At 64.2% G+C, this 13,198-nt stretch carries 15 protein-coding genes; 14 read left to right on the top strand and 1 reads right to left on the bottom strand.

The genetic code is table 11. The features are described 5' to 3' along the window. Positions 1 to 33: 33 nt before the first annotated feature. The 12 genes from B3587_RS12390 (at position 34) to B3587_RS12445 (ending at position 11,570) form a co-directional block, all read left to right on the top strand. Positions 34 to 1,584, top strand: a complete 1,551-nt coding sequence (locus B3587_RS12390) for an aldehyde dehydrogenase family protein (protein ID WP_228179195.1) — start codon at positions 34 to 36, stop codon at positions 1,582 to 1,584. 141 nt (positions 1,585 to 1,725) lie between these two features. Next, the gene (locus B3587_RS12395; RefSeq protein WP_292729114.1) at positions 1,726 to 2,124 is read left to right on the top strand and encodes a DUF779 domain-containing protein; all 399 of its coding nucleotides are present in this window, start codon (positions 1,726 to 1,728) and stop codon (positions 2,122 to 2,124) included. Positions 2,125 to 2,184: 60 nt separating this feature from the next. After that, positions 2,185 to 2,847 carry a TMEM175 family protein gene (locus tag B3587_RS12400; RefSeq protein WP_228179193.1) on the top strand — a complete coding sequence of 221 codons (663 nt, stop codon included), beginning with the start codon at positions 2,185 to 2,187 and terminating at the stop codon, positions 2,845 to 2,847. A gap of 201 nt (positions 2,848 to 3,048) precedes the next feature. Then, positions 3,049 to 3,405, top strand: coding sequence for a 30S ribosomal protein S6 (gene rpsF / locus B3587_RS12405; protein WP_228179254.1), 357 nt, complete (start codon positions 3,049 to 3,051; stop codon positions 3,403 to 3,405). A 5-nt stretch (positions 3,406 to 3,410) separates the two neighbouring features. Further along, positions 3,411 to 3,905, top strand: coding sequence for a single-stranded DNA-binding protein (locus B3587_RS12410; protein ID WP_228179192.1), 495 nt, complete (start codon positions 3,411 to 3,413; stop codon positions 3,903 to 3,905). A 44-nt stretch (positions 3,906 to 3,949) separates the two neighbouring features. Continuing rightward, positions 3,950 to 4,204: a 30S ribosomal protein S18 gene (gene rpsR / locus B3587_RS12415; RefSeq protein WP_195692622.1), complete on the top strand. Its 255-nt coding sequence runs from the start codon at positions 3,950 to 3,952 to the stop codon at positions 4,202 to 4,204. A 9-nt stretch (positions 4,205 to 4,213) separates the two neighbouring features. Continuing rightward, positions 4,214 to 4,666, top strand: a complete 453-nt coding sequence (rplI, locus tag B3587_RS12420; RefSeq protein WP_228179191.1) for a 50S ribosomal protein L9 — start codon at positions 4,214 to 4,216, stop codon at positions 4,664 to 4,666. A 925-nt stretch (positions 4,667 to 5,591) separates the two neighbouring features. Continuing rightward, entirely contained in the window at positions 5,592 to 6,965 is a 1,374-nt protein-coding gene (dnaB, locus tag B3587_RS12425; RefSeq protein ID WP_228179190.1) for a replicative DNA helicase, read from the top strand. A 109-nt stretch (positions 6,966 to 7,074) separates the two neighbouring features. Beyond that, on the top strand, positions 7,075 to 8,817 hold the full coding sequence (locus B3587_RS12430) for a KAP family P-loop NTPase fold protein (protein ID WP_292729119.1): 1,743 nt from the start codon (positions 7,075 to 7,077) through the stop codon (positions 8,815 to 8,817). Beyond that, positions 8,817 to 9,572, top strand: coding sequence for a hypothetical protein (locus B3587_RS12435; RefSeq protein WP_292729121.1), 756 nt, complete (start codon positions 8,817 to 8,819; stop codon positions 9,570 to 9,572). The genes B3587_RS12430 and B3587_RS12435 overlap by 1 nt, the downstream gene beginning before the upstream one ends. Beyond that, complete coding sequence (locus B3587_RS12440) at positions 9,572 to 10,837, top strand: 7-cyano-7-deazaguanine synthase (RefSeq protein ID WP_292729125.1); 1,266 nt, start codon at positions 9,572 to 9,574, stop codon at positions 10,835 to 10,837. Before B3587_RS12435 ends, B3587_RS12440 begins: the two co-directional genes overlap by 1 nt. Next, on the top strand, positions 10,815 to 11,570 hold the full coding sequence (locus B3587_RS12445) for a TatD family hydrolase (protein ID WP_292729128.1): 756 nt from the start codon (positions 10,815 to 10,817) through the stop codon (positions 11,568 to 11,570). The genes B3587_RS12440 and B3587_RS12445 overlap by 23 nt, the downstream gene beginning before the upstream one ends. Here B3587_RS12445 and B3587_RS12450 read toward each other — a convergent pair whose 3' ends face one another. Then, entirely contained in the window at positions 11,571 to 11,879 is a 309-nt protein-coding gene (locus tag B3587_RS12450; RefSeq protein WP_292729130.1) for a hypothetical protein, read from the bottom strand. A gap of 280 nt (positions 11,880 to 12,159) precedes the next feature. On the opposite strand from B3587_RS12450, the gene B3587_RS12455 reads away from it, so the two are divergent. Both B3587_RS12455 and B3587_RS12460 read left to right on the top strand, forming a co-directional pair. Beyond that, positions 12,160 to 12,885, top strand: coding sequence for a TnsA-like heteromeric transposase endonuclease subunit (locus B3587_RS12455; protein ID WP_292729132.1), 726 nt, complete (start codon positions 12,160 to 12,162; stop codon positions 12,883 to 12,885). Continuing rightward, a complete protein-coding gene (locus B3587_RS12460; RefSeq protein ID WP_292729133.1) occupies positions 12,882 to 13,184 on the top strand; it encodes a hypothetical protein in 303 nt (100 codons plus the stop codon). The genes B3587_RS12455 and B3587_RS12460 overlap by 4 nt, the downstream gene beginning before the upstream one ends. The last annotated feature ends 14 nt before the right edge of the window (positions 13,185 to 13,198 follow it).

Genomic DNA, 13,198 nt, shown 5'->3' on the forward strand with positions numbered 1-13,198 from the left:
CGGCCGTCGCGACGCAGTCGAAGGAGACTCAGCATGACCATCGTCGAAGAGGGCGTTTCGAGCGTCTACGCCGCGCCGGGCGAGCGCGGGTCCGTTGCCACCTACCGTCCCCGATACGGCCACTACATCGGCGGCGAGTTCGTCGAACCGATCAAGGGCCAGTACTTCGAGAACATCACCCCCGTTACCGGCAAGCCCTTCTGCGAGGTCGGGCGAGGCACCGTCGAAGACATCGACCGCGCGGTGGATGTCGCATGGAAGGCGTTCCAGAGCTGGAAGCGCACCACTCCCGCCGAGCGAGCCAACATCCTCAACAAGATCGCCGACCGGATGGAGCAGAACCTCGAGGCCATCGCCGTCGCCGAGACATGGGAGAACGGCAAGCCCGTCCGCGAGACTCTCGCCGCCGACATCCCGCTCGCGATCGATCACTTCCGCTATTTCGCGGGCGTGCTTCGGGCCCAAGAAGGGTCGCTGAGCCAGATCGACGAAGACACCGTCGCCTACCACTTCAACGAGCCCCTCGGTGTGGTCGGCCAGATCATCCCCTGGAACTTCCCGATTCTCATGGCGACCTGGAAGCTCGCGCCGGCGCTCGCAGCCGGCAACTGCATCGTGCTCAAGCCGGCCGAGCAGACTCCCGCATCCATCCTGTTCCTGTTCGACCTCATCGGCGACCTGCTGCCGGCCGGTGTCGTCAACATCGTCAACGGCTTCGGCATCGAGGCAGGGGCGCCGCTCGCGCAGCACAAGGGCATCCGCAAGGTCGCCTTCACGGGTGAGACCACCACCGGGCGCCTGATCATGCAGTACGCGTCGCAGAACCTCATCCCGGTGACCCTCGAACTCGGAGGCAAGAGCGCGAACGTCTTCTTCGAGGATGTCGCGCGCGTACGCCACGATGACTACTACGACAAGGCGCTCGAGGGCTTCACGTTCTTCGCGCTCAACCAGGGTGAGGTGTGCACCTGCCCGTCGCGCGCGCTCATCCAGCGTTCGATCTACGACCAGTTCCTCGGGGACGGACTCGAGCGGGTGGGCAAGATCGTCCAGGGCAACCCGCTGGACCCGGCGACGATGATCGGTGCGCAGGCATCCAACGACCAGCTCGAGAAGATCCTCTCGTACATCCAGATCGGCAAGGACGGCGGGGCCAAGCTCCTCGCCGGCGGCGAGCGGGTCGACCTCGGCGGTGACCTCAGCGGCGGCTACTACGTCGCCCCGACCGTGTTCGAGGGCACGAACGACATGCGGATCTTCCAGGAGGAGATCTTCGGTCCGGTCGTCTCGGTGACCTCGTTCGACGGGTTCGACGACGCGATCCACATCGCCAACGACACGCTCTACGGCCTGGGCGCCGGGGTGTGGAGCCGGTCGGGTGACACCGCCTACCGTGCGGGGCGCGCCATCGAGGCCGGCCGCGTGTGGACGAATACGTACCACCAGTACCCGGCGCACGCCGCGTTCGGTGGCTACAAGCAGTCGGGCATCGGTCGCGAGAACCACCTGAAGATGCTCGATCATTACCAGCAGACCAAGAACCTCCTGGTCTCCTACGCCGAAGGCCCGATGGGCTTCTTCTAAGCCGACACGCCACGGGCGGCATCCGTCACGGATGTCGCCCCGCGTGCCGAATGCAGGATCAAACCGCCGTCCGGCCGGCGAATCACCCAGCCGGCGCCTGGTGATCCTGCGTTCGGCACCGGCTCGTAAGGGAGAGACACCATGGTCAGCATTGGAACCTACGAACGCGTTGCGGTCACCGAGGAGGCGGCAGCGCTGCTGCGGGAACTCGCAGGGCAGCACGGACCACTCATGTTCCATCAGTCGGGCGGATGCTGCGACGGCAGCGCCCCCATGTGCTACCCGGTCGGCATGTTCATGACCGGACCCAGCGACGTGAAGCTCGGGACCCTGGACATCGACGGGATCGAGCCGATCGAGTTCTTCATGTCGGAGTCGCAGTTCGAGTACTGGAAGTACACGCATCTCACCGTGGACGTGGTTCCAGGCCGGGGTGCCGGATTCAGCGTCGAGAGTCCGACCGGCAAGAGATTCCTCATTCGTTCGCGGATGCTCAACGACGCCGAACTCGAGTACTTTGGCCTCGGCCGCACGGCCTGACTCCGCCGCCCCACCCCCGCTCGGTGATACGGCGGTGCGGCGGGGTAGTACGGTGGCGGCATGACGGATGCCGAGTCTCGCGCGGACGAGCAGCGGTCGGCGGATGCCGAGCTGCCATCCGCCGAACGGCTGAAGGCATTCACGGATGCCGTCGTGGCGATCGCCATGACGCTGCTGATCCTGCCGCTCATGGACAGTGTGACCGACGCCACCGAGTCGGGGGCGGGAGCTTGGGTGGCTGCGGAGTGGCCGAGCCTGCTCACCTTCATGCTGAGCTTCGTGCTCATCGCCAACTTCTGGATCACCCACCACCGCATGTTCGCGAAGGTCGAGCGTGTGAACCAGGCCCTGCTGTGGCTGACCATCCTGTGGATGTTCACGATCGTGTGGCTCCCTGTGGCCACGGCGATCACCAGCACATTCGAGCCGGACCCGATCGAAAAGCTCTTGTACGTCGGTTCGCTCATCGTCACGAGCCTGGTGCTGACCCTGACGCGCGTCTACCTCATCCATCACCCCGAGCTGCACCGCGAGAAGCCGTCGCGGCTCCGGGAAGGGCTGATCGTCGGTGTCATCATCACGGCGCTCTTCACCGTCGCGCTCCTCATGATGCTCATCGTCCCGACGCTCAACTACTGGTGGATGTTCCTGCTGTTCCTGACCAGCCCACTGCACGCACTGGTGATGCGGATGCGGGGCGAGACGCCCGGACGCCGCGCCTGAGACCCGGGCCGCACCGGCAGCGGAGAACGGCCGGTTGGGCCGCGGATGCCGCATCCGATACACTGTGAAGGTTGTCCGGCATCCGCTCATGCGGAATCAGTCCGGACACGTGCACACACCCTCCTGCTGTCGGGAAATGCCCGACAGCCGTTCTAGTCCGAAGGAGGTGGGTCAGTGACGCACACACACCAGTACGAACTCATGGTGATCATCAACCCTGAGATCGACGAGCGCCAGGTCCCCACGACCCTCGACAAGTTCCTCGCAGTCATCACCAACGATGGTGGCTCGATCGAGAACGTCGATGTCTGGGGCCGCCGTCGCCTGGCTTACGAGATCCAGAAGAAGACCGAGGGCATCTACGCCGTCGTCAACTTCACCTCGACCAGCGATGCCGCGCAGGAGCTCGACCGTCAGCTCAAGCTGAACGAGCAGATCATGCGCACCAAGGTGCTTCGTGCCGAGGAGGCCATTGCGATGGTCGCGTCGGAGGCAAAGCGCGCCGAAGAGAAGGCTGCCCGCAAGGCTGCCGCACCGGCTCGGGCTGCGAAGGCGTAATCGTCATGGCCGGCGAAACCGTCATCACCGTTGTGGGCAACCTCACGGCTGATCCCGAGCTGCGCTACACGCAGAACGGGCTTCCGGTCGCGAACTTCACGATCGCATCGACGCCGCGCACTTTCGACCGTCAGGCCAATGAGTGGAAGGACGGCGAAGCGCTGTTCCTTCGCGCGAGCGTCTGGCGTGACTTCGCCGAGCACGTCGCCGGCTCGCTGACCAAGGGCTCCCGCGTCATCGCGACCGGGCGCCTCAAGCAGCGCAGCTACCAGGACCGCGAAGGCAACAACCGCACCGCCATCGAGCTGGAGGTCGACGAGATCGGCCCGTCGCTGCGTTACGCGACAGCTCAGGTCACGCGCGCCGCGAGCAGCGGTGGCGGCGGTGGCGGTAGCCAGTCCCGCGGTCAGGTTGCCGACGAGCCCTGGTCGACCCCCGGTTCCTCGAACGCCGACGCTTGGGCTGCCCCCGGCAGCTACGGCGACGACACCCCGTTCTAAGCACTACGGATGCCGCGGCATCCGTTCACACGTAAGGAAATCCCATGGCTGGAAAGTCAAGCGGCGATCGCCGCAAGCCGCGCAAGGGCGGCAAGCCGGTAGCACCGGCAAAGGCAATCCGGGTCGGCGTCATCGACTACAAGGATGTCGCAACCCTCCGCAAGTTCATCTCGGAGCGCGGCAAGATCCGCGCCCGTCGTATCACCGGTGTTTCGGTGCAGGAGCAGCGTCTGATCGCCCGCGCGATCAAGAACGCGCGCGAAATGGCGCTCCTGCCTTACGCCGGCGCTGGCCGCTAAGGAGTCCCCATGTCGAAGCTCATTCTCACGAACGAGGTCGCCGGGCTCGGTAGCGCCGGTGACGTTGTCGAGGTCAAGGACGGGTACGCCCGTAACTACCTCATCCCGCAGGGATTCGCCGTGGCCTGGAGCCGCGGTGGCGAGAAGCAGGTCGCCTCGATCCGCGCTGCACGCGAGGCTCGTGCGATCCACGACCACGAAGAGGCTGTTTCGCTCAAGCAGAACCTCGAGTCGAACAAGGTCAAGCTCGCCATCAAGGCTGGCGCCGAAGGCCGCCTGTTCGGTTCGGTCAAGCCCGCGGATGTCGCGGACGCTGTCAAGGCCGCCGGTTTTGGTGACCTCGACAAGCGCAAGATCCACATCACGTCGCCGATCAAGTCGGTCGGCGAGCACGAGGCCACGATCCGTCTGCGCGACGACGTGACCGCCGTGATCACGCTGCAGGTCGTCGCCGCGAAGTAATCGCGAGACGCCCCGAAGGGCGGATGCCGCAGACACGCAGTCTGCAGCATCCGCCCTTCTGCGTCAGCGGCGTGCAGGGCGTCGGGCGACCAGTGTCGCGGTGACGCCCGCGACGAGCAGTGCCGCCGCAATGCCCCACAGCGGCGCGGTGCCGCCGGTGCTGGCAAGGCCCGTTGCGCTCAGCGCTGCGGACTGGCCGCCGCCGGTGATCCCGCCGCCGGGGTTACCCGGTTGGCCAGGGCTGCCCGGGGTGCGGGTTCACCAGGGTTACTGGGGTTGCCCGGGTCACCGGGGTCACCGGGGTCACCAGGACCTGCAGGAGTCGTGGACCCTCCGGTCTCCGAGTCGCCGACGTCATCCGCTGAGGATGCGTGTCCATCGTTCGCCTCCGCTCCCCGAACAGCCGGTCATTGAACGCTCGATTTGCGCGGGATCAGACGCCGATTCGCGTGAAGCACAATCCCCCTTGCCCCTGCAGGACGTTTCGCCCTTTGCTCGTCCTACTTGCACGTTCGCGGGGTCCCTGGTAGGAGAATCCCCGCCGTTTGTACACAGTGGACGGTCCCGAAGCGAACCTTCAATCCCAGGTTCAACCACAACCTTGTCCACAATCTGTGCGTAAAACAAAACCCAGATCAGGTGGATATTCGCATGCCCATTTCCGTAGACCCCCAGGCTTTGTCCACAGGCACTTCTCACAAGCTCCACGGCGTTTCCCGCATCTTCTCCACAAAGTTATCCACAGGCTGTGTTGCGGGTGTCGGACCCCATCCCTAGCGTGGTCCTGCCCGGTGGGGAGGCGATCCGCATTCGGCGCGAAAACCGGATAGCTGTACGGCCTCGGCAACCAGCCCGAACGCTCGCCCCAGCGAGTCGCGGGCAGTGAACGCACGACGGTTGACGTCATCACAGTGAAGGGGGATACATGTCGATTGCGGACATCTCGGAGGATCGGCTCGGCGGACCCCGTGAGCACGAGCGCACTCCGCCGCACGACATCCTCGCCGAGCAGAGCGCACTCGGCGGCATGCTGCTGTCGAAGGATGCCGTCGCCGATGTCATCGAGACCCTGCGCGGCGCTGACTTCTACATCCCCAAGCACGAACTGATCTTCGAGGCGATCCTCACGCTCTACTCGCACGGTGAGCCGACCGATGTCATCACGGTCACCGACGAGCTCATCAAGACGGGTGAACTGCAGCGCGCCGGCGGCGCCGACTATCTGCACACGCTCACCTCGATCGTCCCTACCGCCGCCAACGCCGCCTATTACGCGTCGATCGTCGCGGAGCGCGCGCTCCTGCGTCGTCTCGTCGAGGCCGGTACCCGCATCGTCCAAATGGGATACGCCGGGCAGGGCGAAGCCGTAGACCTCGTCAACTCCGCGCAGGCGGAGATCTACTCGGTCACCGGCGCCGAGGCAGCCGAAGACTATGTGCCGCTCGAGACCGCGGTCGATGCCGCACTCGAAGAGATCGAGGCCGCGCGTGGCCGCGATGGCAAGATGACCGGCATCCCGACGGGCTTCAGCGGTCTCGATCAGCTCACGAACGGGTTGCACCCCGGGCAGATGATCATCATCGCCGCTCGTCCCGCGATGGGTAAGTCGACGCTCGCCCTCGACTTCGCGCGAGCCGCGGCGATCAAGAACAACATGCCGACGATCTTCTTCTCACTCGAAATGGGGCGCAGCGAGATCGCCATGCGCCTCATGAGTGCGGAGGGCGCCGTGCCGCTGCAGAACATGCGCAAGGGCACGCTCGACTCCCGCGACTGGACGACGATCGCCGCCACCCGAGGCCGCATCAATGAGGCACCGCTCTACATCGACGACAGCCCGAACATGACCCTCGTCGAGATCCGGGCAAAGTGCCGCCGACTCAAGCAGCGCGCCGGCCTGAAGATGGTCGTCATCGACTACCTGCAGCTCATGACAAGCGGCAAGCGGGTCGAGTCGCGTCAGCAGGAGGTCTCGGAATTCTCCCGTGCGCTGAAGCTGCTCGCCAAGGAACTCGGGGTTCCCGTGATCGCGTTGTCGCAGCTGAACCGTGGTCCCGAGCAGCGTGCCGACAAGAAGCCGGCGCTGTCTGACCTGCGTGAATCGGGTTCGATCGAGCAGGATGCCGACATGGTCGTGCTGCTGCACCGTGAAGCGGCCTACGAGAAGGACTCACCCCGCGCTGGCGAGGCCGACCTGATCGTCGCCAAGCACCGTAACGGACCCACCGACACGATCACCGTCGCATTCCAGGGCCATTACTCGCGCTTCGCCGACATGGCCCCCGGCGACTTCGGATAGGTGTAGGTTCCACGCCGAAATGACAGTTCCACGGGTAGTTGGCAGACACTTGGCAGTTCTGCCATTTGCTGTGGACGACGTCACGCTCAACGCAGAGGAAGGAGGGGCGGTGACGAGGTCGGACTACCTGTTCGATGACAACCCTGCAACGCAGGATCTGACTGGACTGCACGCGGTGGCGGTCGCAGTCGCGGATGTTGCCGTTGATGACCGTTTTGAGACGCTCACCGTTGGCCTGAACTCTCCTTGGGGCGGCGGCAAGAGCACGGCACTCAACCTGATCGAAGTGGAACTGCGGCGCCGCGACGACGTTGTCGTGGTCGTTATCGATCCATGGGAGTTCGTGGACTCTGGCGATCCGCGTGGCACGCTGATCAATCGTGTTCTGGAAGGTATCGCGGCAGAGCTGACCGCTGAGCGCCTCGCGAAGCGACAGGGTGGTTCGGCGAAACTCACGGGTGTGGCCTCTGATCTGATCGACAAGCTGAACGATCTCCGCAAGAGAGTCTCCTGGAGCAAGGTCGCTCAGGTCGCGATCACATCCGCCGTGACGTTGACGCCGAACATCGCTGAGTTGGTCAACGCTCTCACGCCTGAGCCAGCCAAAGCACCGGCCGCGAAGGGGATGCGCGACTTCCGCGCGGACTTTGGAAAGTTGCTCGCTGGGATGGGTGATGGGTGGCGTGTCGTCGTGCTCATCGACGATCTCGACCGCTCGCTCCCCGACGATGTGCTCGGAGCGCTTGAAGCGATCAAGCTATTCCTGAGCGTGAAGGGCATGTCCTTCGTGATTGCTGCGGACGACGACTTTATCCGGGAGAGCCTTCGCGACGCCCTCGATCGCAGTGGAGGAAGTCGAGGGCGTTTCGCCGACCGCTACACGGAGAAGATTGTTCAGCTGCCTTTCACATTGCCGCGATTGTCGTCGGCCGACGCCGTCGCCTACCTCGCAGCGCTCTTTGTTCAGGCGGATGCGGGCAGGGACTGCGCGGCGGCCGTTGCGGAGAAGGCTGCCCTCCGACGCATCAAGGGCGAGGTGCCCTATGTCGCAGCAAACCTTCACGAGTCGTTCCCGACAGAAGAGCACATCCGACTGGCGAACCAGATCGTTCGCGGAATGAGTACTTCACGGCGCGAGACCCCGCGGCAGCTCAAGCGGTTCCTAAACAACTTCGCCGTGCGTGCCGAGATGCTGGGAGCCCAGTTCGAGGGATTCCCGGTCGAGATCCTCATGAAGCTCTGGCTGCTCGAACAGAATCACCCCCATCAGTTCCGGGAGCTTGTCGGAACGAGCGAAACACAGAGGCGGCAGCTTCTCGGCGGGTGGGAGAGCGGAGCTATCGAGGCACCGGCAGAGATCACAGCATGGGCCAACGAGGAGCCAAAGGCGTCCGACGTCGGGGCATGGGTCGACCGGTATGTCTCATTCGCCACAGCCACGGTCGCAACACTCCAATCCGCCGCGGTGCTGGACGACGAGCAGAGTTCCCTCCTCGCGCAACTTACAGATACGAGTGGCCTTATCAGGACGGAAGCCATCAGCAGGCTAACAACGATGCCCTCCAGCGGAGACGAGGATGTCGCGCGGCACCTTGCGACGGCGATCGTCGGAGACCGCTCGTCGGCAGCTCTGGAGTCGTTGCAGGCGTTGGGCGTCAAGCGGCCCGATCTCCGTCCGATCATGAGCGCCGTGATACTGGACGAGTTCGTTCTGAACGCGCTCGATGCAGAGCACGTCCCGTGGCTAGCGGCATCCTTCCCAGAGGTCGTTGCCGCGCTTCGTACGCGGCCCGGTGCTACACCCGAACTATTGGCGGCGATCGATGAAGAATCCGACGGGGTTGTGCTCTGATGGGAACGTCGGGAGCGTTCGGTGGGTCCGGCGCATGGTCGGGCACGGTTGATTCGCTGTACGACGCCGCAGATGCATTGAACGTCTCGCCCGCAGCACCGATTGCAGGCGGCGTGATGTCGGCACTCGGCAAGTCACTGTCTCGCGGCGACAAACAGGGCAAGTCCTATAGGGTTCAGGATCTTCTTCGCGGCCGACGTGGTGACGGATCCTCAAGCTCCGGGGACGGGCGCGACAGCGGCGGCGCGACGTTCTCGCGGCAGGCTGCACGCGGATCCTTGGTACTGGACGCGCTGGCATCGATCCAGCAAGGCGACGTTCCCCACCTTGTCGAGTACGGCGTGGATTTCTCCACACTGGAGGGACTCAGCGGCGTCCGGCTGTTCACCGAACTCATCGCGCTCGTGCTGGGCCCGGCCTCGCATCCCGACGACGCTGCCCTCCAGCAGGCGCTCCTTGCCACCATGCGCTCCACGGAACAGAGCGCTGACGCGTCCCTCGCGGACACAGTAGGGCGCTTCGTGACCGAGCTCGCGTGGAAGACCACCCTCGTGCAACTCTCCGCAAGCGAACGTCGCGTCTCAATCGTGCGCAGTGCCCTGGTGCAGCTGGAGCAGAAGGTGCGCACATACATCGGTGGGAAGGTCAGACAGATCGCAGGCCAGCTCGTGAACGCCACGCCCCAAGCTGTGGCGGACTTCGCCTCTTCGCTTGCCGCGAAAGCGTGTCGCGTGTTCGGCAAGGGAGACGGCTAATGCAGACGCACCAGATCGAAGTTCTCCCTGCGGGTTCATCGTCCACCGGCGCGGGGCTCGCGTTCGCGTGGTCGACGAAAGACGTTTCGAGTGCGGACCTCGCCTCAACGATGACGTGGGACTTGGGCGAGTTTGCGGCCGCACCGGTCGTTGCACGCGACCTGTTTCGGATCGCGGCGGCTGCCTACTTCGCCGACACCGCTATCGCGAAGCCAGAGGTTTCGCTGCACCGGAACTTCGAGCTCACCGTCCACATAGAGGACCCCTCGTCGTGGCGTGGTAGTCCGATCTCCAGCTTCGCTGACATTCTCCACTGGCTGACAGGAGATTCGTGGAGTATCAGTCTGAAGCCGGCCACCGCGAGACTGCCGTTGGCTGTCTCGGAGCCTGCGGCACGAGTGCAGCTGCTCTCCGGGGGTCTGGACTCGTTGTGCGGTGCCGTGATCGGTCTTCGTGGGAGTGCGGCCGGTGTTCGTTTCGTTGGCCACCGAGATGCGTCCAAGGCGGTGCGGCGCGCGCAGAATGCGATCGCCGACACGATCGTCGGTCCCCCGTACGACCGCTACGAGCTTTACATTCGCGACTCGAAGCGGCGCAAGAACCACGGGCCGCGCTCTCGCTCGCTGATGTTCATGGCTCTCGGGGTAGTGACCGCTGCCGCGCATTCCGCTCCTGAGCTGTGGGTTCCGGAGAACGGGTTCACCAGCATCAACCCCCCGCTCGACGCCGGCCGGGGAGGTGCGTTGACCACTCGGTCCACGCACCCATACACGTTCCACTTATTGTCGAGGCTGCTGACCGCCCTTCAGATCGACGTCGTCGTCATCAATCCCTTCGCGAACCTCACAAAAGCGGAGCTGGTCGCCGTGGCGCTCCCGGAGTTGATGTCCGACCAGTATCGAGACTCGGCTACCACGTCGTTCTCGTGCGCGAAAGGCGGAACTCAGTTTCACCACGGCGACTCCAACCACAACTGCGGTCTTTGCGTCGCGTGCGTCGTGCGCCGCGCAGCATTTCTTGGCGCCGGTATCGACGACCCGACTCCGTACGATTGTGAGCTGCTGGTCGGTGCCAATCTGGCTGGCCTTGTCAAGCAACGTTGGCGCGACGTCATCAGCCTTCGCGACGTTATCGCCTACGGGATCGACGAGGATGCCATTCTCAGTGCGACCGTGTGGCCGCCCGACACCGACCTCGACGCCGTTCTGCAGTTGGTAGATCGGGGATTGGAAGAGTTGAGACGTGTTCCCCTTCCCGCCCCTTGACTGCCACGCCCACATCGCACCTGATGTGACGGCAGCGCAGACTCGCACACTGCACGGCGCGCAGGTGTTTGCCATGACACGCAGCCTCGACGAATTCGATGCTGCGATCGAGAACCCCCAGGCTGGCTTGCTCTGGGGTATCGGTACGCATCCTGGCGTGCCCGCTGCTCTCGCCCAATGGTCGGAGCAGCGCTTTCAAGATGCGGTGAGGCGCTCCATCCTGATCGGTGAAGTCGGGCTCGACCGACGGGGCGACGCTACGCGACAGAGCGAGATCCTCGCCACCATCCTGCGCGCCGCCCCGCCGGCGCTGATTTCCATCCACTCGACGGGACGTACTAAGCAGGTCGTAGACCTCGTTGAGAAACACCCGCACCCTGGCGTCATCCTGCACTGGTTCACCGGCGATCGCGACGACGCTGTTCGCGCATCTGATGCAGGTTGCTTCTTCTCGATCAACGCGGCAATGTCCGATGAGCAGATGACCGCCCTCCCACTCGACCGTGTGCTTCCAGAGACAGACTTCCCTTCTTCGAGATCTCGAACTCAGGCCCGCACACCGGGAGACACTGCAGCACTCGAACGAACGGTTTCCCGCCTTACGCGGCAAGACGCGAGCGACGTGCGACGCGGCTGGTATCGCAATCTCGGTGCGCTCTCGACACGAGTGGGGGTCAGACAACGACTCCCCACAGAGCTACAGGAACTCATCGACCGAGCCGAAGCTAGGTAATCAGCCGCTTGTCGCTGATGCGCGCGCGTACTCGCGAGCGGCGCGGATGTAGGGATTGTCGTTTGCCATGTACAGCGTGGTCTTCTCGCCGGGGACGCGCCCGATGTACTCGATGAAGTGCTGCGAGCGAAGCCGCTTGATGAGGGGGTGCACCAGCCCGCCGGGCAAACCGGTCGCGTCGATGATCTGCTTGGGCGAGAAGGTCTCTCCGTCGTGCTTGCTGATCTCGACGAGCACGGTATGCATGTAGCTGTTCCCGAAGAGCGCCTTGGACCCTTCGGGGGCAATCGGATCGATCGCCGTCGTCATGCTCCGAGTGTCTCATATGTGATGGGCAGTCCCCAGACGTGCCCGGAAAGCTTGTTGTGTACGTGACATGGACAACAGCTGTAGAGTAGTGAATGTGACATTTACTGTGAACAGCTTTTTATTGATTTGCAACAAAGCTGATCGCTGATTTCTGTCGTATCCACCGGTTCCGCGGGGGGCGTGTCAGGCAACAGCATGTCTGCATGCGCACGTTTACGGAACCGGTCTCCCGACGGGGGATCGGTCGGGGCGGGAGTGCGACCTGGGACGCGGATTCTCGATGAACCGGGCGGCGTCGAAGGTTCAGATCCGCAAATCGGAGGGTCTGGTCGACGTCGTTTCGATCGAGGATGTGCGCCTGCGTATGTTCGATGCCGCGGTTCCCTGGCGTCAGTTCCGCTGGTACAAGAACCAGGCGCACTTCTCGGGCAGCTACTGGTCGGCGACGATGGAGGCGCCGGTCGGCTACGAGTCGCGCCTCGAATACGCGAACCTCCTCCTGGCGGACTTCGACCCACAGGTCGAGTGGATTCTCTCGCAGCCGTTCCTGCTCGAAGGGGATGATCGCGGCAAGCGTTGCCGGCATATCCCGGACTACCTGATTGCGGGCACCGATCAGTCCGTGTGCGTGGTGGACGTGAAACCCGCGGAGAAGCTGTCGCTGCCCAAGGTGCGTGACTCGCTCGCCTGGTCGCGTCAGGTGATCACGGCACACGGTTGGGAGTACCGGGTGCTGTCCGAGCCGGATCCGACCCTGTTCGCGAATGTGCAGTTCCTCGCCGGGTATCGGCGGCCATTCCAGTTCGTTGACGCCGATGTCGCCGCGGCGGTTCAGGAGCTGTCGATTCCTCAGACGTTCGGAGAAGCGGTCCGTGCCGTGACTCCGATCGCGGGCGATGTCATGTTCGCCCGTTCTCTCGTGCTGCATCTGCTGTGGAGGCAGCGGCTGCGCACCGACCTCACCGCCCACCCATTGAGCACGACCAACCTGCTGGAGCCGATATGAACACCATCGAGACCTCCCACCCCGGCCGCGGCGACCTCAACGCGGCCGCCGAGTTGTCACCGGACCGCGTAGCCGTGGCTGGCGTCGACCGGGCGTGTGCGCTGCTCGGCATCCCCACCGCGGCGCCTGCCGCGACTGATGACGCGGCAGTGACAGCTGTCGTGTTCCAGGATGCCGAGGAGTACTTGAGGGAGCTGTTCGGCGAACGAACCGCCCTGGACGGCGCACAGATCCAGAAGCCTCGCGCGATCGTGCACCTCAACGTCGCCTCGCCAACCACCCCGCCTCGCGCAGCCTGACGGCGTCCATCCGA

Source organism: Microbacterium sp. UBA837 (assembly GCF_002296025.1).
GTDB lineage: Bacteria > Actinomycetota > Actinomycetes > Actinomycetales > Microbacteriaceae > Microbacterium.

Bases quoted from the DNA above. Each gene is read 5' to 3' on its own strand.
- B3587_RS12460 (WP_292729133.1), top strand. From the start codon at position 12,882: ATGAACACCATCGAGACCTCCCACCCCGGCCGCGGCGACCTCAACGCG.
- B3587_RS12410 (WP_228179192.1), top strand. From the start codon at position 3,411: ATGGCCGGCGAAACCGTCATCACCGTTGTGGGCAACCTCACGGCTGAT.
- rpsR (WP_195692622.1), top strand. From the start codon at position 3,950: ATGGCTGGAAAGTCAAGCGGCGATCGCCGCAAGCCGCGCAAGGGCGGC.
- B3587_RS12440 (WP_292729125.1), top strand. From the start codon at position 9,572: ATGCAGACGCACCAGATCGAAGTTCTCCCTGCGGGTTCATCGTCCACC.
- B3587_RS12455 (WP_292729132.1), top strand. From the start codon at position 12,160: ATGAACCGGGCGGCGTCGAAGGTTCAGATCCGCAAATCGGAGGGTCTG.
- rplI (WP_228179191.1), top strand. From the start codon at position 4,214: ATGTCGAAGCTCATTCTCACGAACGAGGTCGCCGGGCTCGGTAGCGCC.
- B3587_RS12435 (WP_292729121.1), top strand. From the start codon at position 8,817: ATGGGAACGTCGGGAGCGTTCGGTGGGTCCGGCGCATGGTCGGGCACG.
- B3587_RS12400 (WP_228179193.1), top strand. From the start codon at position 2,185: ATGACGGATGCCGAGTCTCGCGCGGACGAGCAGCGGTCGGCGGATGCC.
- rpsF (WP_228179254.1), top strand. From the start codon at position 3,049: ATGGTGATCATCAACCCTGAGATCGACGAGCGCCAGGTCCCCACGACC.
- B3587_RS12390 (WP_228179195.1), top strand. From the start codon at position 34: ATGACCATCGTCGAAGAGGGCGTTTCGAGCGTCTACGCCGCGCCGGGC.
- dnaB (WP_228179190.1), top strand. From the start codon at position 5,592: ATGTCGATTGCGGACATCTCGGAGGATCGGCTCGGCGGACCCCGTGAG.
- B3587_RS12450 (WP_292729130.1), bottom strand. From the start codon at position 11,879: ATGACGACGGCGATCGATCCGATTGCCCCCGAAGGGTCCAAGGCGCTC.
- B3587_RS12395 (WP_292729114.1), top strand. From the start codon at position 1,726: ATGGTCAGCATTGGAACCTACGAACGCGTTGCGGTCACCGAGGAGGCG.